Source organism: Geodermatophilus sp. SYSU D01045, from assembly GCF_054050295.1.
In genome coordinates, this window is record NZ_JBJGZB010000032.1 from 1 (window position 1) to 24,580 (window position 24,580).

The window sequence follows — 24,580 nt, forward strand, 5'->3', positions numbered from 1 at the left end:
GTCTTGGGGGCGGGGGGGCGGGCCGCGGCGTAGGTGCCCAGCCCGCCCGCCCCGGGGGGGGGGGGGGGGGGCGCCGTCGAGGCGGCCCGCGCCGGCGCGGGCCTGGTCGCGATCTACACCTACGAGGACCTCACCGGCCCGATGGCCGAGCCGCTGCCGGTGCTCATCCCCCACCCGCAGCTGCACGCGCCCCGCACCGGCTACCCGCTGGCCAACGGCGAGGTGAACCACGTCGGCGAGCCGGTCGTGATGGTCGTGGCCACCGACCGGTACGTGGCCGAGGACGCCGCCGAGCGGATCGTCGTCACCTACGAGGAGCTGCCGGTCGTCGTGGGGGTGGACGCCGCCCGCGAGGCGCGCGCCACCGTCCACGAGGAGATCCCCGACAACGTCGCGGCGCGGCACCACCAGGAGACCGGCGACGTCGAGCCGGCGCTGGCCGCCGCCCCGCACACGCTGTCGTTCACCCAGTACATCGAGCGCAGCGCCTGCACGCCGCTGGAGGGCAAGGGCGTGCACGCCCGCTGGGACGCCGACGACGGCAGCCTGCGGGTGCACTCCAGCACCCAGGCCTCGACGTCGGTGCGCGCGGCCATCGCCGCCAAGCTCGAACTGTCGCTGGACCGGGTCGAGGTGATCGCGCCCGACGTCGGCGGCGGCTTCGGCGTCAAGATCGTGCACCCGTGGCCCGAGGAGCTGCTGGTGCCGATGGCGGCGATCCGGCTGGGCCGCGAGGTCAAGTGGGCCGAGGACCGGCGCGAGCACTTCGTCTCCAGCGCCCACGAGCGCCAGCAGCGCCAGGAGATCACCGTCGGCTACGACGACGACGGCCGGATCACCGCGCTCGACGTGCACGTCTGGCACGACAACGGCGCCTACACGCCCTACGGGATCATCGTCCCGATCGTGACGGCGACCCAGCTGGTCGGCCCCTACGTCATCCCCGTGTACCGGGTGGTCGTCGAGAGCGTCTACACCAACACCGTCATCGTCACGCCCTACCGCGGGGCGGGGCGGCCGCAGGGCTGCTACGCGATGGAGCGGACGATGGACCGCATCGCCGACGCGCTCGGCCTCGACCGCGCCGAGGTGCGCCGCCGGAACCTGATCACGCCCGACCAGTTCCCCTACGACCACCGCCTCACGTTCCAGGACGGCCGGCCGGTGATCTACGACTCCGGCGACTACCCGGGGCTGCTGGACAAGCTCGTCGCGCTGGTCGGCTGGGACGAGGCCGCCGCGCTGCGCGCGGACGCGCAGGCGCGCGGGAAGCTGCTCGGCGTCGGCATGGCGCTCTACGTGGAGGGCACCGGGCCCGGGCCCTACGAGGGCGGTCACGTGCAGGTCCTCGGCAGCGGCAAGGTGCTGGTCTCCACCGGCCTGACGTCACAGGGCCAGGGCCACGAGACGGTGTTCGCGCAGATCGTCGCCTCCGAGCTCGGGGTGCCGATCGAGGACGTCGAGGTGCACACCGGCGACACCCGGCGCTTCGGCTACGCCGTCGGCACCTTCGCCTCGCGCGCCGCGGTGATGAGCGGCAACGCCGTCGCCCTGGCCGCCCGCGGCGTGCGGGAGAAGGCGCTGCGGATCGCCGCCGAGGTGCTCGAGGCCGACCCCGGGGACCTGGAGATCGACGAGGGCCTGGTGCAGGTCAAGGGGACGCCGGGGGCGTCGATCCCGCTGCGCACGGTCGCCGTGCTGTCCAACCCGCTGCGCTACGCCTTCGACGAGGCGGCCAAGCAGGCCACCCAGTTCGCCACGCACGACGACAGCAAGCCGCCGGTCGCCCCCGGGGACGCGCCGGGCCTGGAGCACCGCGACTACTACTCGCCGATCCGCTCGACGTTCGCCTCGGGCGCGCACGCGGCGGTGGTCGAGATCGACCCGCGGACGTGGGAGATCGACGTCGTCCGGTACGCGGTGGTGCACGACTGCGGCAACGTGGTGAACCCGATGATCGTCGAGGGGCAGGTGCACGGCGGCGTCGCCCAGGGCGTGGGCGGGGCGCTGTACGAGCGGATGGCCTACGACGCCGACGGGCAGCTCCAGAACGCGTCGTTCATGGACTTCCTCATGCCCTACGCCTCCGAGGTGCCCGACGTGGTCATCGACCACCAGGAGACGCCGTCGCCGCTGAACCCCCTGGGGATCAAGGGCGCCGGCGAGGCGGGGGTCATCCCCGGGACGGCGGCGATCGCCTCGGCGATCGAGGACGCCACCGGGCGGCGGATCGCATCGATGCCGATCTCGCCGACCGAGCTGTACGACCTGATGAGAGACGAGACGGCGGAGCGGACGCGGGCGTCCCTCCAGACGGGAGTGCCCGCGTGAACCTCGACGGCTCGGCGGTGCTGCACGGCACGCCCGAGGAGGTCTGGAGGGTCGTCACCGACCCGGCCGTGCTCGCGCGGACCATCCCCGGCTGCGAGTCGCTGCAGCGCACCGGTGAGGACGAGTACCGGATGGATGTCTCGGTCGGCGTGGGCGCCATCCGCGGCACCTACGCCGGCGAGGTCCGGCTGACCGACCAGCAGCCGCACTCGTCCTACGTCATGCACGCCTCCGGCGCCGGCGCCCCGGGCAACGTCCGGGCGAAGGTCGACATCGCCCTGGAGCCGCACGAGGAGGGGACGACGCTCAGCTGGTCGGCCGACGCCGTCGTCGGCGGGCCGGTCGCGGGCGTGGGCCAGCGGATGATCACCGGCGTCGCCAAGCGGATGGCCGGGCAGTTCTTCGCCGCGATCGACCGCGAGCTCACCGAGGGCGCCCCCGTGGGGACCGCGCCCGCCGCCGCCCGCGCGACGTCGGCCGCGGTGAGCTCCACCGAGGCGCCCGCGGCCGTCCCCGCGGGGGCGCCGGCCGCGCCCGAGCCGCAGGTCTTCCGCGGCGCGGAGGCCCCGGCCGCGGCCCCGTCGGCGGACGCGCGGACCCTCGCCGTCGGGGCGCTCGGCGGCGCCGGGCTCACCCTGCTCGGCGTCCTCGTGGGCTGGCTGCTCGGCCGCCGTCGCTAGACGGGGTAGGGCTCGCCGCAGATGTCCGGCGGGAGGCCCGTGTCGCAGCGGTTGTCCCGGAACTCGAGTGCCCCACCGGGCGGGAGCGACGGGGCGACCGAGGGGTCCCCGACGAAGACGTCCATGTCGACGAGGACCGACCGGGGCGGAGGGGTGCCCACCGGCACGAGGGCGTGGTTGTCCCCGAAGTAGTTGGTGGACACGCGGACGTCCGCCAGCGGACCGGCGCCGGACGCGGGCCGCGTGAGCAGCGTCAGCCCGCCGGCCGGGCCGGTCAGCGCCGGCACGCCGGCCGGCAGGTCGGCCGTGTTGTCGGCGATGACGTTGCCCGCGACCGTGACGTCGTCCGCGTCGACCACCTGCATGCCGACACCGGAGACGTGCTCGTCGCCCTCCCTGCCCCGGAGGCAGTACCGGTCGTTGTCCGTCGACGTGTTCCCGGTGATGCCGAAGCCGCCGCTCGGGACGTCCCGCGAGGCGTCGGGGACCTCGGTCGCGACGTCGTCGACGAGCAGCAGGCCGATGCAGTTGCCCGTCAGGGCGTTCCCGGTGACCCGGCCACCGCGCGCCTCCCGCAGGGAGATCCCGACGTCGTAGCCCTCGACGTCGTTGCCGGAGACCGTGGCGTCGGCGCGGTCGGAGTCCCCGATCGCCACACCGGCGGTGCCCGAGTCCGGCGCCGCCCCGGTGCCACGGTCGAGGCCGACCTCGCTGTTGTCGGTGATCCGGATCCCCGTCGAGTCGAAGGCGGCGATGCCGTGGCGGTCGTGGGCGGAGCCCGACGTGCCGGCCACCCGGAAGCCGTCGGCTCCCCACGCGACGATCCCGCTGGCAGGGTGGTTGCGGGTCGACAGGCCGCCGACCAGCACCGGCCCGTCCGGGTCGAGGAAGAACAGCGCGGAGACGTCGTCGGCGAGGGTGTCCGGGTCGCCGTCGGCGTCGGCGCGCTCCTGCGCCTCCCAGCAGGGGGTCGACGGGACCGCGGGCAGGTCCCGGACGGTCCGCCACCCGGGCCACACGAGGTTCGTCACGCCCGCACCGGCGCCCCGGATGGTCAGGCCCTTGCCGTGGACGCAGACGGCCTCGCGGTAGTTCCCGGGTGCGATCCGGATGGTGTCGCCGGAGCGTGCCGCGTCGACGGCGTCCTGGATCCCGGCGTACTCCTGACCGGGCCCGACCTGGAGCGTGCGCGGGCCGTCGTGTGTCGCGGCGGCACCGGCCGGGAGCGCCCCGACGATCAGGACCCCCGCGCCGACGACGGCCGCGAGGCGTGCGGCTCCGCCACGGACCCGCGACCTCGTGGAGGGGTCCATGGGGTGGCCTCCTGGTCTGCGGGGCGCCCAGCGGAGGAGCTCGGGAACGGGGACGGGAGCCCGGGGGGTCCGGGCGGTGCGGCACACCCTCCACGGACGGCGCCGCAGCGTCCAGACAGCCGCAGGGATGAACGCGGGACCCGTCCCAGGTCGGACGACCCGGGTCCGGACGGCACGGTGCCGACCACCGCAGGGACCGCGGACCCGACCCGGGGACGAGCCCCTCCTCCGCAGGTCGCACACCCGCGGTCGGACACGGACCGACGGGCCCCGCCGTCGGCGTCACGCCGCCGGCGAGTGCTCCCGGTTCACGAGGATGGCCAGCTGGGTCCGGCTGCGGAGGCCCAGCCGCCGCATCGAGGCGGTGAGGTGGCTCTTCACCGTCGCGAGGCTGAGGAACAGCCGCCGCGCGATCTCCTCGTTGCTCAGCCCCTGCGCCACCAGCTCGGCGACCTCGCGCTGCCGCTCGGTGAGCCGGTCCAGCGGGCGGCCGGGGACCTCGTCCGGCGGCGCGGGGTCGGTCAGGTAGCGCACCAGCTGGCTGGTGGCCGAGGAGTCGATGGCCGGCTCGTGACGGGCCAGGGCGCGCACGGCCTCGACCAGCCGCGCGGCGGCCGAGCAGCGCGGCAGGTAGCCCCGCACGCCGGCCCGCAGCACCTGCACGAGCTCGGGACCGGCCTCCTCACGCGGCTCGGCGAGGACGAGGACCGCGGTCCCCCGGCGGCAGAGGGCGCGCAGCAGCGGCAGCGTGGCCCCCTGCACCAGACCCTGGCGGGCGACGACGACCTGGGCGGGCACCTCGTCGACGGCGGCGAGCGCCCCGGGCAGGTGGTGGGTCTCGGCGACGACGGCCATGTCCGGCTGCGCCTCGAGGACCTCCCGCAGCCCCAGCCGGAAGACCTCCCGGTCCTCGCACAACAGCACGCGGACGAGGCTGCACGGCGGACGGATGGTCAGCGGGCGCGGACCGGGTGGCGCGGTCGGTCCCGGGATCGGCGTGCCCGGTGCCGGGCCGGCCGGCCGCCTCGGCCGGAACGCTGCGGGACCCGGGCCCTGCAGGACGTCGTCGGAACTCATGCGTTCCCCCTGTCCGGGTGGCTGACGGGCTCCGGGCGGGATCTCCGACCGGGTGGGACCCGTCCGTCTCAGTCGGACGTGCCGAACGGTAGCGCGCAACCGTCCGACGTTGCCAGGTAATGTGCACGCCCTTCACAGGTTGCGTCCAGGTTCGTGTGCACGGGGCGCCGCCGTCCTCCCGGCGCGCACGTCGGGCCTGTACTCGGAGTGACGGGCTGCACACGGAACTCAGCTGCCGATGGGGCCGGCCTCCCAGCCGGGGCCGGGGTGGGCCGTGCGGTTGACGTGGATGGCCAGCTGCGTCCGGTCGCGCAGACCGAGCCGGCGCAGGGCGACGGTGATGTGGCCCTTGACGGTCGCGCGGCTGACCTGCAGCCGGGTCGCGATCTCCGCGTTGGTCAGGCCCTCGGCCACCAGCTCGGACACGGCCTGCTGCCGGGCGGTGAGCGGGTTGCGCCCGCCGGCCTCGTCGGCCCCCGCCGAGCTCCGCGCGCCGTCGAGGTGGTGCAGCAGCTCGCCGGTGACGGCGGCGTCGAGCAGCGTCTCGCCGCGGACGACGGAGCGCACGCCCTCGATCAGCCGGTCGGAGCTGACGGTGGTGTACACGTAGCCGCGGGCCCCGGCCCGCAGGGCCTCGACCAGGTCGCCGCCGTTGCCGGCCTCGCCGAGCAGCACGACCCGCGTGCCGGTCGCGGTCAGCGCCCGCACCAGCTCGGTCATCGCGGGCCCCTGGGCGCCCAGGCCCAGCAGGGTGACGTCGGGGTGCAGCTCGGCGGCGAGCTCGAGCGCCCGCGTCGCGTCGGCCGCCTCCGCGACGACGACGAGGTCGGGCGCCCAGCGCAGCACCGCGCGCAACCCGTGCCGCAGCACCTCGTGGTCGTCGCAGATCAGGACCTGCGCCGGGGGACCGGGGGGCCGGAGCCCGTCGCGAACCGGCGGGACGGTCCCCTCCGGCTCGCCGCCCATGCGTCTGCTCCGCTCAGGTCCGGCGCCCGGCGCCGCTGGTCCCAGGACCCGGAAGCTAGCGACGGACGGTGACCTGCCGCCACCGGTCTGCGACGCGGTGAGCACGATTCGCCGTCGGATTCATACCCGGGTCGTGGTCCCCCGCTCCGGAAGGTGGGCGTCGCCCCCGCCCCCGGGCGCTGCACCCGGCGACGCGCCACCCCTCCGACCGGTGCCCACCCCGGCGACCGGCCGCCCCCTCCCCCGGGCGGGCTCGACGGATCCGACCCGTGGCGCTGTCGGGGTGCTGCCCCGCCGCCCTAGCGTCGTCCGGCATCCGTCCCCGGCCCGCCGGCCGCACCGGTCCGCCGGCCCCTGCCGGCCCACAGCGACGCTGGAGTGCCCGTGCACCAGACGATGATCATCGCGAGGATGACCCCCGCCGACGCGGACAAGGTCGCCGACGTCTTCGCCCGCTCCGACGCGACGTCGATGCCGTACGAGATCGGGGTGCGGCGCCGGCAGCTGTTCACCTTCCACGACCTCTACGTGCACCTGATCGAGTTCGACCGCCCCGAGCAGGAGGCCATGGCGGTCGCGCAGTCGCTGCCGGCGTTCCGGGCGGTCAGCGAGGAGCTGCGGCCCTACATCGTCGCCTACGACCCGAACTGGCGGTCGCCGCGGGACGCCATGGCGCGCCGGTTCTACGAGTGGTCGGCGGAGCGGTCGTGACCGCGACGACGCCGGCCCGGCCGCACGCCGCGGCGCCCGGGACGGTGGACTGGGTGAGCTGCCCCAGCTGCGGCTGGCTGCTCTACCGCAAGCGGCTGGACCGCAACCTGTCGGTCTGCCCCGAGTGCGACCACCACCTGCGGCTGGGCGCCCGGGCGCGGATCGCGCTGCTGGCCGACGACGGCAGCTTCGACGAGCACGCCTGCCCGCCCGGGCCGGCCGACCCGCTGGCCTTCACCGACCTGCGCGACTACCGCGACCGCCTGCACGAGGCTGCCGCCCGCTCGGGCGAGACCGAGGCCGTCGTCCTCGGGACCGCCCGCATCGGCGGCACCCCGGTGGTCCTCGCCGCGATGGACTTCGGCTTCCTCGGCGGCAGCATGGGCATCGAGGTGGGCCGCCGCGTCAGCGCGGCCGCGGACCTCGCCCTGCAGCGCGGCCTGCCCCTGGTGACCGTCTGCGCGAGCGGCGGCGCCCGCATGCAGGAGGGCGTCTTCTCGCTGTTCCAGATGGCGCGGGTTAGCCACGCCTTCGCCCAGCTGCACGAGTCCGGCCTGCTGTCGGTCTGCGTGCTCACCGACCCCACCTACGGCGGGGTGTCGGCGTCGTTCGCCACCCTGGCCGCCGTCCTGGTCGGCGAGCGGGGCGCGCACGTCGGCTTCGCCGGCCCGCGGGTGGTGCAGGAGACCATCCGGGCCGAGCTGCCCAGCGACTTCCAGACGGCGGAGTTCCTGCTGGCCCACGGCCTGGTCGACCGGGTGGAGAGCCGCGCGGAGCTGCGCCCGCTGCTGATCCGGCTGCTCGAGCTGCACGGCCGCCGCCCCGCTCCTCCCCCAGTCACCGCCCCGGCACCGGCACCGGAGGCGACCCGGGAGGTCACGCCGGCGGAGGACGGCGCGGAGGACGCGGACGCCTGGGACGTCGTCCAGCGCGCCCGGGTGGCGGGCCGACCCACGACGCTGGACTACCTGCACACCGTCTTCGACGACTTCGTCGAGCTGCACGGCGATCGCACGTTCGCCGACGACCCGGCCGTCGTCGGCGGGGTCGCCGTCCTCGACGGGCGCCCGGTCGTGGTGATCGGCCACGAGAAGGGCCACTCGGTGCGCGAGCGGGTGGCGCGCAACTTCGGCATGCCGCACCCGGAGGGCTACCGCAAGGCGATGCGGCTCATGGCGCACGCCGAGACCTTCGGCCTGCCGGTGGTCACGCTGGTCGACACCCCCGGCGCACACCCGGGCCCCGCAGCCGAGGAGCGCGGCCAGGCGCACGCGATCGCCGAGACCATCATGCGCAGCAGCCGGCTGCGGGTGCCCGTCGTCGCCGTGCTGACCGGCGAGGGCGGCAGCGGCGGCGCGCTGGCGCTGTGCACCTCCGACCGGCTGCTGGTCCTGGAGAACGCCTACCTGTCGGTGATCAGCCCGGAGGGCTGCGCCGCGATCCTCTGGCGGACGGCGACCGCCGCGCCCACCGCCGCGCGGGCCATGCGCCTGGGCGCGGCGCACCTGCGGGCCAGCGGCATCGCCACCTCGGTGGTGCCCGAGCCGCCCGGCGGCGCGGACGCCGACCCGCTCGCGGCCGCCGGGCTGGTCCGCGCCGCGCTGGTGCGCGAGCTCGACGAGCTCACCCGGCTCGACGTCGGCACGCTCCTCGGCACCCGGGCCGCCCGGCTGACCCGCATCGGCGGCGACGGCGACCGGCCGCTGCGCGTGGTCGCGCCGGCACCCGAGGGAGGTGGCGGGGATGCGGCCCGCTGAGCTGCCGGCGCGGCCGGGACAGGCGGGGGAGGAGCCGGTGCCCGGGGACGAGGCCCGCAGCCTGCACGACGAGGTGGTCGAGCTCGCCCGCACCCTGCCCGGGCCGCTGCGCCGGCTGACCGTCCGCAGCGGGGACCGCGCGGTCGAGGTCGAGTGGGCGGCCGACGCCGTCCCCGCGGCCGCCGCGCCGGCCCCGGTGCCCGGTGGGCTGCAGGCCGTGGCCCCGCCGCCGGGGCCGGCCGCGGTCCCGGAGCCGGCGGGCGAGGAGCCCGAGGTGCCCGAGGGCACCGTCGCCGTCCGGGCGCCGCTGGTGGGCACCTTCTACGCCGCGCCCTCCCCCGGCGCCGAGCCGTTCGTGCGGGTCGGCGACGAGGTCGAGGCCGGCCAGACGCTCGGGATCGTCGAGGCGATGAAGCTGATGAACCCGATCGTGGCCGACTCCGCGGGCGCGGTGGCCGAGATCCGGGTCGGCGACGCCGAGTCCGTCGAGTACGACCAGGTCCTGGTGCTGCTGCGCCCGTCCGGGGCACCGCGGTGATCGGCCGGCTGCTGATCGCCAACCGCGGCGAGATCGCCGTCCGGGTCGCCCGCGCCTGCCGGGAGCTCGGCATCGAGGTGGTCGCCGTGTACTCCACGGCCGACCGGCACTCCGCCGTCGTCGAGATGGCCGACGAGGCGGTGCACATCGGCCCGCCGGCGCCGCGGGCGAGCTACCTGCACGTGCCCAACGTCGTCGAGGCGGCGCTGCGCAGCGGCGCCGACGCGGTGCACCCCGGTTACGGCTTCCTCTCCGAGGACCCCGACTTCGCCGAGATCTGCGAGGCCGAGGGGCTGACCTTCGTCGGCCCGCCGCCGGAGGTCATGCAGCAGATGGGCAACAAGGCCACCGCGCGGCGGCTGATGGCCGCGGCCGGCCTGCCGCTGCTGCCCGGGGTGGTGGACCCGGTGCGCACCGCCGAGGAGGGCCTGGCCGTCGCCGCGGAGATCGGCTACCCGGTGATCATCAAGGCCGCGGCCGGTGGCGGCGGCCGCGGCATGACCGTGGTCCACGACGCCGCCGACTTCGCCGAGGCGTTCACCACCACCCGCACCGTCGCCCGGGCGGTGTTCCGCGACCCCACCGTCTACGTCGAGCGCTACCTCTCCGGTGCCCGGCACGTCGAGGTCCAGGTGCTCTGCGACGCCCACGGCTCGGGCGTGTACCTCGGCGAGCGGGACTGCTCGCTGCAGCGGCGGCACCAGAAGCTGCTGGAGGAGGGCCCGGCCGGGCACCTCACGCCCGAGCAGCGGGCCGCGCTGGGCGAGCTGGCGGTCCGCGGCGCGCTGTCGGTGGGCTACACCGGCGCCGGGACCGTGGAGTTCCTCGTCGACGACGCCGGGCGGGCCTACTTCATGGAGATGAACGCCCGCATCCAGGTCGAGCACCCGGTCACCGAGCTGCTGACCGGCGTGGACCTGGTCCGCGAGCAGCTGCTGGTGGCCGGCGGGGAGCGGCTGCGGCTGCGCCAGGAGGACGTCGTCGTGCGGGGTGCGGCGATCGAGTGCCGGATCAACGCCGAGGACCCCGCCCGCGGCTTCGCCCCCGCGCCCGGCCGGCTCGACGTGCTGCGCCTGCCCGACGGGCCCTGGACCCGCTTCGACACCGGCTACCGCCAGGGCGACGAGGTCAGCCCGCACTACGACTCGCTGCTGGGCAAGCTCGTCGTCTGGGCGCCCGACCGCGAGCAGGCGGTGCGGCGGATGGACCGGGCGCTGGCCGAGCTGCGCGTCGAGGGCCCCGGCGTGCACACCACCGCCGCCCTGCACCGCGCGCTGCTGCGCGACCCCGACGTGCGCGCCGACCGGCACGACGTCCAGTTCCTCGACCGCCGGCTGCCCGACCTGGTGGCCCGCGCCGCGGCGATCGCCGCGTCCCGGGAGCCGGCCCTGCCCGCCTCGCGCGGCGCACTGCACCTCGTCCCGGCCGGCGACCCCGCCGGTCCGGCGTCCGTCCCCCACTCCCGTCCCGAGGAGGACCCTCCCATGTCCGCTGCCTTCACCCAGGCCGACCTCATGCAGCTGCTCACCGAGAAGGCGGGGCTGCCGGCCGAGTCGCACACCGACGACCCGGACGCCCGCTTCGCCGACGTCGGCCTGGACTCGCTGGCCTTCCTGTCCATGCAGACCGAGCTGCAGGACCGCTTCGGCACCGCGATGCCCGACGACAGCCCCGACAACTACACGTTCGGCGAGATCGTCCAGGCCGTGTCCGCGGCCCAGGCGCAGCCGGCCTGAACCCCACCGTCCCGAGGGAGCTCCCCGACATGAGCAGCACCGTCGAGCCCGGCCTGACCGTGGGCCACACCGACAACTCGATCCTCATCCACGCCGACCTGGACCACGTCTGGGCGATGACCAACGACCTGCGGTCCTGGCCGGACCTGTTCACCGAGTACCGCAGCGTCGAGGTCCTCGAGTCCACCGACACCTGGTTCCGGTTCCGGCTGACCATGCACCCCGACGAGTCCGGGCGGGTGTGGAGCTGGGTGTCCGAGCGGACCCTCGACCCGGCCACGCACGAGGTGCGCGCGCGCCGCGTGGAGCCCGGTCCGTTCGAGTTCATGGACATCCACTGGAGCTACACGGCCGAGGACGGCGGCACCCGGATGCGCTGGGTGCAGGACTTCCGGATGCGGCCGGAGGCTCCGGTCGACACCGAGACGATGACCCGGCGGATCGACGCGAACAGCAAGGTCCAGATGCGCATCATCCGGGAGAAGGTCGAGGCCGCCGCGGACCGAGGAGCGGTGGGGTGACCGCGGCGCGGGGTCCCGCGGTCGTCCTGCCCGGGGAGGAGGGCTCCCGCCCGGGCATGGTCGACCCGTGGCTGGCCGACCCGGTGGCCGCGGCCACCGTGTCCGAGGTCGACGCCGTCGTCGGCCGCGACGTCGCCGCCTGGTGGCGGGACCCCGCGACCGCACCCGACCCCGTCGCGGCGCACCTCGAGGTCGTCGTGACCGGGGTGGCCGGCTACCGCAGCCTGACTGCCCGCGGGCTGTTCCCGGCGGTCGTCGCCGGGCACGGCGTGGGCGAGTTCGCCGCGCTGGTCGCCGCCGGCGCCCTCGAGCTGGACCAGGTCGTCGAGCTGGTGCACTGGCGCGCCGAGCTGCTGTGCCTGGCCCCGAGGCCCTCCTGCGCGGGCCTGGCCGCCGTCCTCGGTCCCGGCGCCGAGGGCGTGGCCCGCGCCGCCGTGGCCGCGGTCGGCGACGACGGCCCGCTGTGCGTGGCCGCCCTCGACGCCCCGCATCGGGCGGTGCTCTCCGGCGGCCGCACCGAGCTCGCCCGCGCGGCCGGGGTCGTCCGCGAGGCGGGCCTGGAGCTGGTGCGGCTGCCCGGCCGGGCGCCGTGCCACGGCCCGCTGATGGAACCGGTCGCCGCGCACCTGGCGACCGCGCTGGCCGACCTGGACTGGTCGGTCCCGCTGGTGCCCGTCGTCCCCAACGCCGACGGCGAGCCGACCCGCGACCCCCGGCGGCTGCGCTCGGCGCTGCGCCGACACCTCACCGCGCCGGTGCTCTGGGAGGCCACCTCCCGGGCGCTGGCCGGCGCCGGCGCGACGTCGGTCGTCGAGATCGGCGCCGTCCCGGTGCTCGGGCCGCTCGTCGCCCAGGTGCACCCGCACCTGCCCGTCCACCTGGCCGCGGGGCCGGGCACGCCCGCCCCCACCGACGTCCCGGGTCCCGCGCTCGCGGGCTCGCTCCCCACCTGACCCGCTCCCGAGGAGAGACATGACGACGATCCAGCACGCGCCGGCCACCCCGACGCGCTGCGGCCCCACCGTCCACCGCGCCGACACCGCGCCCAACCGCCGCCGCGGCGGGGACATCCGGGTGCTGCTCTCCCCGGCCAGCGTGGGCTCGACCGCCGGCTTCATGGGCACGCTGACCCTCGAGCCCGGCGAGGTCGTGACCGAGCACTGGCACCCGTACTCGGAGGAGTTCCTCTACTGCCAGGAGGGCGACGTCCTGGTCACCCTCGACGGCGAGGAGCGCCGGCTGGTGAGCGAGTCCGCCGTCCACATCCCGATCGGCGTCAAGCACCGGATCGTCAACGACACGGGGACGACGGCGACGTTCGTCTTCCTGTGCGGTCCGCTGGCGCCGCGGCCGGAGCTGGGGCACGTGGACACCGAGCTGCCCCCGGGCAAGCGGTGAGCGCCGACCGGCGCCGGGTCGTCGTCACCGGCATCGGGGTGGTCGCCCCCGGGTCGATGGGCCGCGAGGGCTTCTGGGACATGCTCACCGAGGGACGGACGGCGACCCGCCGGATCACCTTCTTCGACCCGGCCCGGTTCCGCTCCCAGGTCGCCGCCGAGGTGGACTTCGACGGCCGCAAGCTCGGCCTGACCGCCCACGAGGTGTTCCGCAACGACCGGTTCGTCCAGATGGCGATGGTCGCCGCGGACGAGGCGGTCGCCGACAGCGGGCTGCGGTTCGGCGCCGACGACGGCCCGGACGGCGACCGCGTCGGCGTGACGCTGGGCAGCGCGGTCGGCGCGACGATGCGCCTGGAGCAGGAGTACGTGCAGGTCAGCGACTCGGGCCGGCTGTGGGAGGTCGACCCGCGGTACGCCACGCGGTTCCTCGCCTCCGCGCTGGTGCCGAGCTGCGGCGCCACCGAGCTCGCCGTCCGGTTCGGCGCGCACGGCCCGGCCACCGTCGTCTCCACCGGCTGCACGTCGGGCATCGACGCGGTCGGCTACGGCGCGCAGCTGGTCGAGGACGGCGACGCCGACGTCGTCCTCGCGGGGGCCAGCGACGCCCCGATCTCGCCGATCTCGATGGCCTGCTTCGACACCATCCGGGCGACCACCGACAGCAACGACGACCCCGAGCACGCCTCCAAGCCCTTCGACGCCCGCCGCAACGGGTTCGTCATGGGCGAGGGCGCGGCGGTGCTCGTGCTCGAGGAGCTCGGGCACGCCCGCCGCCGCGGCGCGGAGGTGTACTGCGAGGTCACCGGCTACGCCAACCGCTGCAACGCCTTCCACATGACCGGGCTCAAGCCCGACGGCACCGAGATGGCCGAGGCGATCACCCGGGCGCTGGAGCAGGGCCGCATCGCGCCGGACGAGGTCGGCTACGTCAACGCGCACGGCTCGGGGACCAAGCAGAACGACCGGCACGAGACGGCCGCGGTCAAGAAGAGCCTCGGCACCGCCGCGAGCCGCGTCGCGATGAGCTCGATCAAGTCGATGGTCGGGCACTCGCTCGGCGCCATCGGGTCCATCGAGATCGCCGCGACCGCCCTGGCGGTGCAGCGCGGCGTGCTGCCGCCCACGGCCAACTACGAGGTGCCCGACCCCGAGTGCGACCTCGACTACGTGCCGAAGGTGGCGCGGGAGCAGAAGGTCGACGTCGCCATCTCGGTGGGCAGCGGCTTCGGCGGGTTCCAGTCGGCGATCGTGCTGGCCAGCCCGACCCGGAGGGAGTCGTGAGCGGGCTGCTGGTCACCGGGATCGGCGTCGTCGCCCCGACCGGCGTCGGCGTCGAGGAGCACTGGGCCTCGCTGGTCCGCGGGGAGCCGGCCATCCGGCCGCTGGAGGGCTTCGACGCCGAGCGGTACGGGGTCCCGCTGGCCGGGCAGGTGCGCGACTTCGTGCCCGCCGACCACGTCTCCCCGCAGCTGATGGTGCAGACCGACCGGTGGACGTGGATGTCGCTGGCGGCGGCCACCCTGGCGGCGCAGGACGCGGACTACACCGCCCCCGAGGACGACGTCTACGCCACCTCGGTGTTCCTGGCCTCGGGCTCCGGCGGCAACGAGTTCAGCCAGCACGAGATCCAGGGGCTGTGGGCCAAGGGCCCGCGGTCGGTGGGCGCCTACCAGTCGATCGCCTGGTTCTACGCGGCCTCGACCGGCCAGGTCTCCATCCGCGACGACTTCAAGGGCCCCTCGGGCGTCGTGGTCACCGAGGGCGCGGGCGGGCTGGACAGCATCGGCTGGGCGCGGCGGGTGGTCCGCCGCGGCACCCCGGCGGTGCTGGTCGGCGGCACCGAGGCCGGGCTGTGCCCGTACGCGGTGCTGTGCCAGGCCACCGGCGGCCGGCTGTCGGGCGCCGCGCGCCCGGAGGACGCCTACAAGCCCTTCGACCGGCGGGCCAACGGGCACGTCGTCGGCGAGGGCGGGGCGATCCTGCTGCTGGAGGCGCCCGGCGCCGCCGCGGCCCGCGGCGCCCCGAAGGTGTGGGGCGAGGTCGCCGGCTACGGCGCCACCCACGACGCCCACCACCACGAGGACCCGGCGCCCGACGCGACGCAGTACGCCCGGGCGATCCGGCTGTCGCTGGCCGACGCCGGCGTCTCCCCGGACGAGGTCGACCTGGTCGTCGCCGACGGTGCCGGCGTCCCGGAGCTGGACCGGCTGGAGCTGGAGGCGCTCGGCGCGGTGTTCGGCGGGCGGGCGGCGCCGGTGCCGGTGACCGCGCCGTCGTCGTGGACCGGCCGGCTCATGGCCGGCGGGTCGGCGCTGAACGTGGCGACGGCGCTGCTGGCGATGCGGGACGGGATCGTGCCCGGCACCGCCTTCCTCGACGACCCGGTCGAGACGCCGCCGGGGGTCGACCTGGTCCGCGCCGGCCGCGTGCAGCACCTGGACACCGTGGTGGTCGTCGCCCGCGGCGCCGGCGGGTTCAACAGCAGTCTCGTGCTGCGCCGGCACCGGGCGGAGGAGGCCGCGTGACCGCCGCGGGTGAGCGGGCCGCGATCCGCACGATGCTGCGGATGCGGACCCGCGAGGGCTGCGAGGCCGCGTTCGAGGCGGCCTGGCGCCGGGCCGCGGCGGAGATCGCCCGGGTGCCGGGCAACCTGCGCCAGGAGCTGGTGCGCGACGCCGACGACCCGCGCACGTTCGTGATCACCAGCGACTGGACCGACCGCGCCGCCGTCGACGGGTTCGGCCGCAGCGAGGCGCGGGAGACGCTCACCGAGGCGCTGCGCGACCTGCGCGAGGACGCCGCCCGCAACACCTACGAGGTGCTGGCCGTCGTCCCCGGTGCGGGGCGGCCGGTGGAGGCCCCGGCATGACGGCACCGGCGACCGGGAGGAGGGACGCGGCCGGCGTCCGGACGGTCCTGCGGATGCGCGCGCGGGAGGGCTGCGAGGCGGCGTTCGAGGCGGCCTGGCACCGGGCCGCGGCCGAGATCGCCCGGGTGCCGGGCAACCTGCGCCAGGAGCTGATGCGCGACGAGGGCGACCCGCGCTGGTTCGGCATCGTCAGCGACTGGACCGACCGCGCGTCGGTGGACGCCTTCGGCCGCAGCGAGGCGCGGGAGACGCTCACCGAGGCGCTGCGCGACCTGCGCGAGGACGCCACCCGCTCCACCTTCACCGTGCTGGCGACGGTGGAGGCCGAGCGGCGCCGGCCGGTGCGCATCGACTTCTCCACCAGCGTCCAGCCCGGGGAGCAGGTGGCCTTCGAGCGCGCCTACACCACGGTCACCCAGCGGATCGGCGACTCGAGCGGGTACGTGCGCGAGGAGCTGCTGCGCGACGCGAGCGGCCTCCGGTACCACATCTTCGCCGAGTGGGAGTCCGAGGAGCACTTCGTGCAGTGGGTCGAGGACCCCTCGCACATGGCGGCCGGGGCGCCGCTGGCCCGCTGGCACTCCGTGGAGTTCCGGCGCGAGGTGCTCGAGATCCGCCAGCGGCCCGACGCCGACACCGACTTCCCGCCGCTGCTCCCGCCCGGCGGCGACGTCGAGGTGGCACGGGTGCGCGTCGACTCCGCCGTCGCCGTGGAGCCGTGGGAGCAGGAGGCCTTCGAGCTCGCCTACCTCGCCGCCGCGCAGCTCGCCCGCAGCGCCCCGGGTCACGCCCGCGAGGAGCTGCTGCGCGAGCCCGACGGGCGGCGCTACCACGTGGTCGCCGAGTGGGACTCCGAGCAGCACTTCACCGACTGGACGGCGGAGCCGGCGAACTGGACCGCCGGGCCGCTGGGCCGCTGGCTGGCCCGGGGCGAGGACCGCCGGGTGTTCGCGCTGCGGGTGCGCCCGGAGCCGCCGTCGGTGACCGCCGACGCCGTCCCCGTCCCCGCCGCCGTGCCGGTGGCGCCGGAACCGGACCTGGAGGTGGTGGCCGGGCCGCCGGTGACCACGGTGCCCAGCGCCAGCGTGCAGGAGTTCGTCGAGAAGCCCGACGACGGGCACGCCGCCGCGGCGGCGCTCCCGGTCCCGGGCGACCTCGGCGAGGCCTCACGCACCACCGGCCGCACGGTCGAGGTGCTCGTCGTCGGCGCCGGGCCGGCCGGCCTCACCCACGCCATCGAGCTGGCCCGCCGCGGCGTCGCCGTCCGCGTCGTGGACAAGCGCCCCGAGGCGTCCACGCAGGCGGACAAGGCGATCGGCATCCACTGCCGGACGATGGAGATCTGGGAGGACCAGGGCATCGTCACCGAGGCGATGGACGCCGGCATCTGGCTGCACGGCCAGACGGTGTTCGTCAACGGCGAGCAGACCCACCAGGTCGACTGGGCCGGCCTCGACGAGCTGCCCTACGCCCACCTGGGCCTGCCGCAGTACGAGACCGAGCGCATCCTGCTCGGCCGGCTGACCTCCCTCGGCGTCGTCGTCGAGCGCGGCGTCGAGCTGGTCGCGTTCACCCAGGACGACGAGGGCGTCACCGCGCAGCTGCGGCACCGCTCCGGCGAGGGGGAGACCACCCGGGCGCAGTACCTCGTGGGCTGCGACGGGGCGCACAGCGCCGTCCGCTCCGGGCTGGGGCTCCGCTTCGAGGGCGGGCTGTCGATGTTCCCGCAGCTGTTCATGCTCGGGGACGTCGACGTCGACTGGGACCTGCCCGCCGGGCACCTGGTGCGCTTCGTGCGCATCGAGAACGAGGACGACTTCACCGGGATGCTGGTCTGCGTCCCGCTCAAGGGCCGCAACCGCTACCGGATCGCCACCCTGGCCCCGCAGCGGTGGCAGGACGCGGTCGGCTCCGGGGTCGTCCCGCCCGGGTTCTGGCAGGAGTACGAGCCGCCGACGCTGGCCGACATGCAGGCCGCGATCGACGACCTGGGCCCGCCCGGGACGACGGCGAGCAACCTGCGCTGGTCGTCGATCTTCCGGATCAAGCACGGCATCGTCGACCGCTACCGCGGGGGGCGGGCCTTCGTCGCCGGCGACGCCGCACACCTGCACCCGCCGGCCGGCGGGCAGGGCATGAACACCGGCATCCAGGACGCCTGGAACCTGGGCTGGAAGCTCGCCCTCGCCGTCCGGGGGCTGGCCGCGCCCGGCCTGCTGGACAGCTACGAGGCCGAGCGCCGTCCCGCCGGGAAGATGATCGTCGACCGGGCCGTGGCCATCGCGTTCACCGACGAGATGGACATGGAGGACGAGAAGGCGCAGTTCCTGCTCGAGATGCAGATGACCATGAACTACGCCGGCAGCCCGCTGGTCGGCGAGACGCCCGGCTTCACCGCCGGGCCCGAGCCCGGGCACCGCGCGCCGGACGTGCAGGGGCTGCGGCGCTTCGGCGTCGCCCACCCCCTGCGGCTGTTCGACCTCACCCGCGGCACCCGCTCCACGCTGCTGCTGGCGGCCGACGCCACCGCGTCGGAGGAGCAGGTGTCGGACCTGGAGAAGCTCGCCGTCGCCGTCCGGCAGCAGACCCGCGGCGAGGTGGCGGCCTACCTCGTCGCCGCCCCCGACGCCCGGGTGCCGTTCCTCGTCGACCTGCCCGTCGTCCGCGACGCCGAGGGCGCCTTCGCCGCCGCCTACGGCACCGCGGGCGCGGGGACGGCGGCCTACCTCGTCCGCCCCGACGGCCACGTCGGCTTCCGCAGCCGCCCGCTGGACGAGGACGCCCTCCTCGACCACCTCGCCGGCGTCTTCGCCGCGTGACCCCCACCCCTCAGGAGCCGACATGACCCAGACCGCCCCCCGGGACCCCGCGGCACCCCCGGACGACGTCGTCCCCGGCCAGGAGATCTACACGCCGGAGTTCCGCGCCGATCCCTACCCCGTCTACGCCCGGCTGCGGGCGGAGCGCCCCGTGGTCAAGGTGCGCACCCCGCGCTTCGACTCCTTCCTGGTCACCCGCTACGCCGACGCCCGCCAGGCGCTGTCGGACCCGCGGCTGTCCAAGGACCTCTACCGGGCCGGTGACACCTACCTGGCGGTGTTCGGCGAGAAGGCCCGGCAGATCAACACCAACATGCTCAACTCCGACCCTCCCGAGCACACCCGGCTGCGCCGCCTGGTGACCCAGGCGTTCACGCCGAAGCGGATCGAGGCGATGCGCCCGCGGGTCGAGCAGATCGTCGCCGGCCTGCTCGACCGGATCGCGCCGCGCGGGTCCACCGAGTTCGTCGACGAGTTCGCCCTCCGGCTGCCGCTGGCGGTGATCGGTGACCTGCTCGGCATCCCCGAGGCCGACCACGAGGAGATCCTCGCCGGCACGCAGGTGATCCGGACCGTGGGCACCGGCGGGCGGAGCCCGCAGGAGGACCGGGCGGCGATCGGGCAGGCGCAGGAGCGGCTGCACGCCTACTTCACCGGCCTGGTCGCGGCCAAGCGCGCCCGTCCCGGGGAGGACCTGGTCAGCGGGCTGATCGCCGCCCGGGACGGCGACGGCCGGCTGTCGGAGGCGGAGCTGGTCTCCAGCTGCTTCCTGCTGCTGTTCGCGGGCTACCAGACGACGTCGGACTTCCTCGGCAACGCCGTCGTCGCCCTGCTGACCCACCCCGAGGAGATGGCCGCCCTGCTCGCCGACCTCGACCGGGTGCCCGAGGCCGTGGAGGAGCTCCTGCGCTTCGACGGGTCGGTGCCGGTGTCGAGCTTCCGGTTCGCCACCGAGGACCTCGAGATCGGCGGCGTGACCATCCCGCAGGGCTCGATCGTGACCGTCGTCCTCAGCGCGGCCGACCACGACCCCGAGCTCACCCCCGGGCCCGACCGCCTGGACCTCGACCGCGGGCCGACCCAGCACCTGGCCTTCGGGCACGGCATCCACTACTGCCTGGGCACCGCGCTCGCCCGGCTGGAGGCGACGACGGCGCTGCGGCAGGTGCTGCTGCGGCTGCCCGACCTGCGCCTCGACGTCCCCGTGGAGGAGCTGCAGTGGCTGCCTGCGGCCTCGGCCTTCCGCGGTCTGCTCGCACTGCCGCTGCGCTTCACCCCCACACCCACCCCAGGAGGCACCCGATGACCCAGACCACCCCGCCGGCGTCCCCCTCGGCGTCCCCCTCGGCAGACCCCGCGGCCGACGCCACGACGACGCCCACGGAACCGCCCTGGGCGAACGACACGGTCGAGTTCGCCACCACGGCCACGGCCCCCGCGACCTGGTCCTCGGGCACCTGGCGGCCGTTCCGCAACGTCATCGTCTGCCGGATGGTCCCCGGCAGCGAGGACAAGGTGGGGCCGGTGTTCGCCTACTACGACCGGACGACCCGGCCGCAGGACCTCGGCGTCGTCGGGCGGATCCTGCTCTCGTACGAGGGCCTCTACCTGCACGTCATCGAGCGCAAGGAGGACCCGGAGGTCTCCGGCCAGCGCCGCGGCCTGCCGGCGTTCCAGGCGATCGCCGAGGCCATCGCCCCCTACGTGACGCCCTACCCCAGCTACTGGCAGAACCCCTCGCACTCGGTGGCCAAGCACTTCTACACCTGGCTGCCCGAGGGCGAGGTCTCCCCCGACCGGGAGATGACCGTCATCGTCCAGCGGATGCGGCCGGGCACCGAGGAGGACATCGCCCGGGTGTTCGCCGCGTCCGACGCCGGCGGGCTGCCGACGGAGACCGGCGTCACCGGCCGCTGGCTGTACTCGATGGAGGACGTCTTCGTGCACCTCCTGGAGCAGGACCGGGTCAAGGCGGCGGCGGTGCGGCAGAACCACGAGTCGATGCGGCCGGCCTTCGCCAAGGTCATGCAGGACCTCGCGCCCTACGTCAGCCCCTACCGCCCGGAGACGTGGCAGTCCCCGCGCGACTCGGTGGCCCGGGTGTTCCACCGCTGGACGGCTCCGGACTGGGCACCTGGGGACCCGGTGCCGGCGCCGAGGGAGGAGACGGCGTGAGCCTGCGCGGGGTCGCCACGCTCACCTACTGGGCCGAGGACGTGGCCGCGGCCGTCGCCTGGTACACGGAGCTGCTGGGCTCGGGTCCCCGCTTCACCCGGCCGGGACCCGGCGGGCGGCCCAGCTACGCGACGTTCACCGTCGACGAGGGGACGTCGCTGGCGGTCGCCGACCTCGCCTTCGCCCCGCCGGGCATGACGCCGGGGACCGGTGGCGCGGTCGGGTACTGGCGGGTCGACGACCTCGACGCGGTCCTCGAGCGGCTCACGTCGATGGGCGCCAAGGAGTACATCCCGCTCACCCCGCACGGGCCGATCGTCAGCGCGGCCGTCGTCGACCCGTTCGGCAACGTGGTCGGGCTCAGCTCCGACCGGCACCCCGGCGCCGACTTCCGGCCCGGCGGTGCGCAGCGGCCCGGCTGACGGCCGGCGCCGACAGCACCGGCCCCTGGACCCGGGAGCCCCCTCTCAGGAGCGGAGGGGGCTCCCGGCGTCTCAGCTCGCGCGCAGGGTCGGGTAGTCGGTGTAGCCCTCGGCGCCGGACGCGTAGAACAGGTGCGGCCGGATCTCGTTCTCCGGGTGCTCGCCGGCCCAGCGCTCGACCAGGTCGGGGTTGGCGATCGCCGCGCGGCCCACGGCGACGACGTCGGCGTGCGCGGCCTCGATGAGCGCGACCGCCTCGTCGCGGGTGGTGACCGAGCCGAAGCCGCTGTTGGCCATCAGGTGGCCGCCGAAGCGGCGGCGCAGCTCCTGGACCAGGTCGCCGGCCGGCTCGCGGTGCAGCACGGAGAGGTAGGCCAGGCCCAGCGGGCGCAGCCGGTCGACCAGCGTGCCGTAGGTGGCGCGCACGTCCTCGTGGTCGGTCTCGAGGGCGTCCTGGATGTCGTGCTCGGGAGAGATGCGCAGGCCCACGCGGCCGGCGCCGATCGCCTCGGACACCGCGGTGACGACCTCGACGACCAGGCGGGCGCGGTTCTCCGGGGAGCCGCCGTACTCGTCGTCGCGGACGTTGGACGCCGGCGACAGGAACTCGTGCAGCAGGTAGCCGTTGGCGCCGTGGATCTCCACGCCGTCGAGGCCGGCCTCGACGGCGCGCTCGGCGGCGCGGACGAAGTCGCGGACGACCTCGCGGACCTCGTCGGTGGTCAGCGCGTGCGGCACCGGGTAGGGCTGCTTGCCCTTCTCGGTGTGGCCGGCGCCGTCGATGGCGATGGCGCTGGGGGCGACGACGCGGCGGCCACCGTTGACGTCGGGGTGGGTGACGCGGCCGCCGTGCATCACCTGCATCACGATCCGGCCGCCGCGGGCGTGCACGGCCTCCGCGACGCGACGCCAGCCGGCCACCTGCTCGTCGGTGACGATGCCGGGCTGGCCGACGAACGCCTGGCCCTCGTGGGTCGGGTAGGTGCCCTCGGTGACGATCAGGCCGATGCCGGCGCGCTGCGCGTAGTGCTCGACGACGAGGTCGCCGGGGACGCCGGCCTTGCCGGAGCGCATGCGGGTCAGCGGCGCCATGGCGACGCGGTTGGCGAGCTCGAGGTCGCCGAGCTTCACGGGAGAGAACAGGTCCACGGGTGTTCCGACACCGCCCGGCGCCGGGCCATTCCGGGATGCGGGCGGCGTCACAGGCGGCGCTGTGCCCCTGGCCGGCGACCCGGCACGATGGCGCCGTGTCCCTCCTGTCCGACGCCGTCGCGGGCTGGTCCCCGGGCCCGCTGACCGACGCCGCGCCGGTCGCGGCCGGGCCCGCGGCCGCGTTCGCCGCCGTCCTCGACCGGCCCGCCCCGCCCCTGGCCGACGGCGACCCGCTGCCGCCGGGTTGGCACTGGTTCACCTTCCTCGACCGGCCGGCCACCGCCGACCTCGGCGACGACGGCCACCCCCGTGACGGGCACTTCCTCCCGCCGCTCCCCCACCGGCGCCGGATGATCGCCGGCGGGCGGATGGAGGTCTCCGCGCCGCTGCGGGTGGGCGCCGTGGTCGAGCGGACGTCGTCGCTGGCGCGCTGCGAGGTCAAGGCCGGCCGGAGCGGGGAGATGCTGCTGGTCACCGTGCGCAGCGAGTACCGCGAGGGCGGCGCGCTGCTGGTCATCGAGGAGCAGGACGTCGTCTACCGCTCCCAGCCGGCCGGCGCGTCCCCCGCCCCGGCCGGTGCCGGCACCCCTGCCGGCGACGGCGACGGCCCGGTCGTCGAGGTGCTGCCCGACCCGCCGCTGCTGTTCCGGTTCAGCGCGCTGACCTACAACGCGCACCGCATCCACTACGACCAGCCGTACGTGACCCAGGTCGAGGGTCACCCCGGCCTCGTGGTGCACGGGCCGCTGCTCGCCCTGCTGCTGCTCGAGGTGCCCCGCCGGTCCGCCCCCGACCGGCCCGTCACGTCGTTCACCCACCGGCTGACCCGGCCGGCCTACGCGGGCACGCCGGTGCGGGCGACCGGCCGGCTGGACGGCGACCGGTTCACCCTCTCCGCGGCGGCGGTGGGGCAGCCGGCGTCGGCCACCGGGACCGCGGCGCTCGCGGAGACCGCCCGGTGACCACGCTGGGCCCGGAGGAGCGCGACGTCGTCGCCACCGTGCGCGCCTTCGTCGACCGCGAGGTCCGGCCGGTGGCGCGCGAGCTGGAGCACGCGGACACCTACCCCGGGGCGCTGATCGAGCGGATGAAGCAGCTCGGCGTCTTCGGCCTGGCGGTCCCCGAGCCGTGGGGCGAGGCGCCGGTCTCCATGCCCTGCTACGCGCTGGTCACCGCGGAGCTCGCGCGCGGCTGGATGTCGCTGGCCGGGGCCATGGGCGGGCACACCGTCGTCGCGAAGCTGCTGCTGGCGTTCGGGACGCGGGAGCAGCAGGACCGCTGGCTGCCGCGGATGGCCACCGGCGAGGTGCGGGCGACGATGGCGCTGACCGAGCCCGGCGGCGGGTCGGACCTGCAGGCGATGCGGACCGTCGCGCGGTGGGACGGCGAGGGCTGGGTCGTCGACGGCGCGAAGACGTGGATCACCAACGCGCGCCGGTCGCAGCTGGTCGCGCTGCTGTGCAAGACCGACCCGCAGGCGCAGCCGCGGCACCGCGGGGTGTCGGTGCTGCTGGTCGAGCACGGGCCCGGGCTGACGGTCTCGCGGGACCTGCCCAAACTCGGCTACAAGGGCGTGGAGAGCTGCGAGCTGGTCTTCGACGGGTACCGGGCGCCGGCCGACGCCGTCCTCGGCGGGGTGGAGGGCCGCGGGTTCGCGCAGATGATGACCGGGCTGGAGACCGGCCGGATCCAGGTGGCCGCGCGGGCGCTCGGCGTCGGGCAGGCGGCCTTCGACGACGCGCTGCGCTACGCCCAGGAGCGGGAGAGCTTCGGGAAGCCGATCTGGCGGCACCAGGCGGTGGGCGCCCTGCTCGCCGACATGGCCACCTCGCTCACCGCCGCCCGGCAGCTGGTCCTGTACGCGGCCGAGCGCCACGGGTCGGGACAGCGGTCGGACATGGAGGCCGGGATGGCCAAGCTGTTCGCCTCCGAGACGGCGATGAAGGTCGCGCTGGACGCCATCCGGGTGCACGGCGGGCACGGCTACTCGACCGAGTTCGACGTCGAGCGCTACTTCCGCGACGCGCCGCTGATGATCGTCGGCGAGGGCACCAACGAGATCCAGCGCGACGTCATCGCCCGCCAGCTCGTCGCCCGGGGCGGGCTGGACTGA

The 24,580-nt window shown here is 75.6% G+C and carries 22 protein-coding genes; 18 read left to right on the top strand and 4 right to left on the bottom strand.

The genetic code is table 11. From position 1 onward, the window contains the following. Window positions 1-33: 33 nt before the first annotated feature. Both cutA and ACI798_RS20200 read left to right on the top strand, forming a co-directional pair. Window positions 34-2,331, top strand: a complete 2,298-nt coding sequence (cutA, locus tag ACI798_RS20195; RefSeq protein WP_457048775.1) for an aerobic carbon-monoxide dehydrogenase large subunit — start codon at window positions 34-36, stop codon at window positions 2,329-2,331. Next, entirely contained in the window at window positions 2,328-3,011 is a 684-nt protein-coding gene (locus ACI798_RS20200) for an SRPBCC family protein (protein ID WP_456942578.1), read from the top strand. The genes cutA and ACI798_RS20200 overlap by 4 nt, the downstream gene beginning before the upstream one ends. On the opposite strand, the gene ACI798_RS20205 is transcribed toward ACI798_RS20200, so the two are convergent. The 3 genes from ACI798_RS20205 to ACI798_RS20215 all read right to left on the bottom strand — a co-directional run bounded on the left by ACI798_RS20205 (window position 3,008) and on the right by ACI798_RS20215 (window position 6,367). After that, window positions 3,008-4,324: a right-handed parallel beta-helix repeat-containing protein gene (locus ACI798_RS20205; protein ID WP_457048776.1), complete on the bottom strand. Its 1,317-nt coding sequence runs from the start codon at window positions 4,322-4,324 to the stop codon at window positions 3,008-3,010. The two genes, ACI798_RS20200 and ACI798_RS20205, sit on opposite strands and share 4 nt — an antisense overlap. Before the next feature lie 282 nt (window positions 4,325-4,606). Continuing rightward, window positions 4,607-5,248 carry a LuxR C-terminal-related transcriptional regulator gene (locus ACI798_RS20210; protein ID WP_456942580.1) on the bottom strand — a complete coding sequence of 214 codons (642 nt, stop codon included), beginning with the start codon at window positions 5,246-5,248 and terminating at the stop codon, window positions 4,607-4,609. A gap of 381 nt (window positions 5,249-5,629) precedes the next feature. Next, window positions 5,630-6,367: a LuxR C-terminal-related transcriptional regulator gene (locus ACI798_RS20215; protein ID WP_457048777.1), complete on the bottom strand. Its 738-nt coding sequence runs from the start codon at window positions 6,365-6,367 to the stop codon at window positions 5,630-5,632. A 396-nt stretch (window positions 6,368-6,763) separates the two neighbouring features. Here ACI798_RS20215 and ACI798_RS20220 point away from each other — a divergent pair, with 396 nt between their 5' ends. From ACI798_RS20220 to ACI798_RS20285, 14 genes are read left to right on the top strand one after another with little or no spacing between them, the layout of a single operon-like run. Next, complete coding sequence (locus tag ACI798_RS20220; RefSeq protein WP_387991358.1) at window positions 6,764-7,078, top strand: TcmI family type II polyketide cyclase; 315 nt, start codon at window positions 6,764-6,766, stop codon at window positions 7,076-7,078. After that, a complete protein-coding gene (locus ACI798_RS20225; protein ID WP_457048778.1) occupies window positions 7,075-8,835 on the top strand; it encodes an acetyl-CoA carboxylase carboxyltransferase subunit alpha in 1,761 nt (586 codons plus the stop codon). Before ACI798_RS20220 ends, ACI798_RS20225 begins: the two co-directional genes overlap by 4 nt. Next, window positions 8,822-9,373 carry an acetyl-CoA carboxylase biotin carboxyl carrier protein gene (gene accB, locus ACI798_RS20230; RefSeq protein ID WP_457048779.1) on the top strand — a complete coding sequence of 184 codons (552 nt, stop codon included), beginning with the start codon at window positions 8,822-8,824 and terminating at the stop codon, window positions 9,371-9,373. The genes ACI798_RS20225 and accB overlap by 14 nt, the downstream gene beginning before the upstream one ends. Next, window positions 9,370-11,109: an acetyl-CoA carboxylase biotin carboxylase subunit gene (locus tag ACI798_RS20235; protein ID WP_457048780.1), complete on the top strand. Its 1,740-nt coding sequence runs from the start codon at window positions 9,370-9,372 to the stop codon at window positions 11,107-11,109. Before accB ends, ACI798_RS20235 begins: the two co-directional genes overlap by 4 nt. A 29-nt stretch (window positions 11,110-11,138) precedes the next feature. Next, window positions 11,139-11,630, top strand: coding sequence for an SRPBCC family protein (locus ACI798_RS20240; RefSeq protein ID WP_457048781.1), 492 nt, complete (start codon window positions 11,139-11,141; stop codon window positions 11,628-11,630). Beyond that, a complete protein-coding gene (locus ACI798_RS20245; RefSeq protein WP_457048782.1) occupies window positions 11,627-12,583 on the top strand; it encodes an ACP S-malonyltransferase in 957 nt (318 codons plus the stop codon). The genes ACI798_RS20240 and ACI798_RS20245 overlap by 4 nt, the downstream gene beginning before the upstream one ends. 19 nt (window positions 12,584-12,602) lie before the next feature. Next, window positions 12,603-13,028 (top strand): cupin domain-containing protein, encoded by a 426-nt coding sequence (locus ACI798_RS20250; RefSeq protein WP_457048783.1) that lies wholly within the window; start codon window positions 12,603-12,605, stop codon window positions 13,026-13,028. Next, window positions 13,025-14,311 carry a beta-ketoacyl-[acyl-carrier-protein] synthase family protein gene (locus ACI798_RS20255; protein WP_456942588.1) on the top strand — a complete coding sequence of 429 codons (1,287 nt, stop codon included), beginning with the start codon at window positions 13,025-13,027 and terminating at the stop codon, window positions 14,309-14,311. Before ACI798_RS20250 ends, ACI798_RS20255 begins: the two co-directional genes overlap by 4 nt. Then, entirely contained in the window at window positions 14,308-15,555 is a 1,248-nt protein-coding gene (locus ACI798_RS20260; RefSeq protein ID WP_456942589.1) for a beta-ketoacyl synthase N-terminal-like domain-containing protein, read from the top strand. The genes ACI798_RS20255 and ACI798_RS20260 overlap by 4 nt, the downstream gene beginning before the upstream one ends. Continuing rightward, window positions 15,552-15,899: a putative quinol monooxygenase gene (locus tag ACI798_RS20265; protein ID WP_457048784.1), complete on the top strand. Its 348-nt coding sequence runs from the start codon at window positions 15,552-15,554 to the stop codon at window positions 15,897-15,899. Before ACI798_RS20260 ends, ACI798_RS20265 begins: the two co-directional genes overlap by 4 nt. After that, on the top strand, window positions 15,896-18,718 hold the full coding sequence (locus ACI798_RS20270) for an FAD-dependent monooxygenase (RefSeq protein WP_457048785.1): 2,823 nt from the start codon (window positions 15,896-15,898) through the stop codon (window positions 18,716-18,718). The genes ACI798_RS20265 and ACI798_RS20270 overlap by 4 nt, the downstream gene beginning before the upstream one ends. A 22-nt stretch (window positions 18,719-18,740) precedes the next feature. Beyond that, entirely contained in the window at window positions 18,741-20,024 is a 1,284-nt protein-coding gene (locus tag ACI798_RS20275) for a cytochrome P450 family protein (protein WP_457048786.1), read from the top strand. Next, window positions 20,021-20,893, top strand: coding sequence for a TcmI family type II polyketide cyclase (locus tag ACI798_RS20280; protein WP_457048787.1), 873 nt, complete (start codon window positions 20,021-20,023; stop codon window positions 20,891-20,893). The genes ACI798_RS20275 and ACI798_RS20280 overlap by 4 nt, the downstream gene beginning before the upstream one ends. Next, complete coding sequence (locus ACI798_RS20285; protein ID WP_456942594.1) at window positions 20,890-21,315, top strand: VOC family protein; 426 nt, start codon at window positions 20,890-20,892, stop codon at window positions 21,313-21,315. Before ACI798_RS20280 ends, ACI798_RS20285 begins: the two co-directional genes overlap by 4 nt. 72 nt (window positions 21,316-21,387) lie before the next feature. On the opposite strand, the gene ACI798_RS20290 is transcribed toward ACI798_RS20285, so the two are convergent. Beyond that, window positions 21,388-22,464, bottom strand: coding sequence for an alkene reductase (locus tag ACI798_RS20290; protein WP_456942595.1), 1,077 nt, complete (start codon window positions 22,462-22,464; stop codon window positions 21,388-21,390). Window positions 22,465-22,562: 98 nt separating this feature from the next. On the opposite strand from ACI798_RS20290, the gene ACI798_RS20295 reads away from it, so the two are divergent. Both ACI798_RS20295 and ACI798_RS20300 read left to right on the top strand, forming a co-directional pair. Next, on the top strand, window positions 22,563-23,429 hold the full coding sequence (locus ACI798_RS20295; protein ID WP_457048788.1) for a hypothetical protein: 867 nt from the start codon (window positions 22,563-22,565) through the stop codon (window positions 23,427-23,429). Then, a complete protein-coding gene (locus ACI798_RS20300) occupies window positions 23,426-24,580 on the top strand; it encodes an acyl-CoA dehydrogenase family protein (protein WP_457048789.1) in 1,155 nt (384 codons plus the stop codon). Before ACI798_RS20295 ends, ACI798_RS20300 begins: the two co-directional genes overlap by 4 nt.

What these genes read in the sequence shown, in the direction of transcription:
- ACI798_RS20275 (WP_457048786.1), top strand. Translation starts at nt 18,741, where the DNA reads ATGACCCAGACCGCCCCCCGGGACCCCGCGGCACCCCCGGACGACGTC.
- ACI798_RS20220 (WP_387991358.1), top strand. Translation starts at nt 6,764, where the DNA reads ATGATCATCGCGAGGATGACCCCCGCCGACGCGGACAAGGTCGCCGAC.
- accB (WP_457048779.1), top strand. Translation starts at nt 8,822, where the DNA reads ATGCGGCCCGCTGAGCTGCCGGCGCGGCCGGGACAGGCGGGGGAGGAG.
- ACI798_RS20250 (WP_457048783.1), top strand. Translation starts at nt 12,603, where the DNA reads ATGACGACGATCCAGCACGCGCCGGCCACCCCGACGCGCTGCGGCCCC.
- ACI798_RS20205 (WP_457048776.1), bottom strand. Translation starts at nt 4,324, where the DNA reads ATGGACCCCTCCACGAGGTCGCGGGTCCGTGGCGGAGCCGCACGCCTC.
- ACI798_RS20240 (WP_457048781.1), top strand. Translation starts at nt 11,139, where the DNA reads ATGAGCAGCACCGTCGAGCCCGGCCTGACCGTGGGCCACACCGACAAC.
- ACI798_RS20280 (WP_457048787.1), top strand. Translation starts at nt 20,021, where the DNA reads ATGACCCAGACCACCCCGCCGGCGTCCCCCTCGGCGTCCCCCTCGGCA.
- ACI798_RS20270 (WP_457048785.1), top strand. Translation starts at nt 15,896, where the DNA reads ATGACGGCACCGGCGACCGGGAGGAGGGACGCGGCCGGCGTCCGGACG.
- ACI798_RS20215 (WP_457048777.1), bottom strand. Translation starts at nt 6,367, where the DNA reads ATGGGCGGCGAGCCGGAGGGGACCGTCCCGCCGGTTCGCGACGGGCTC.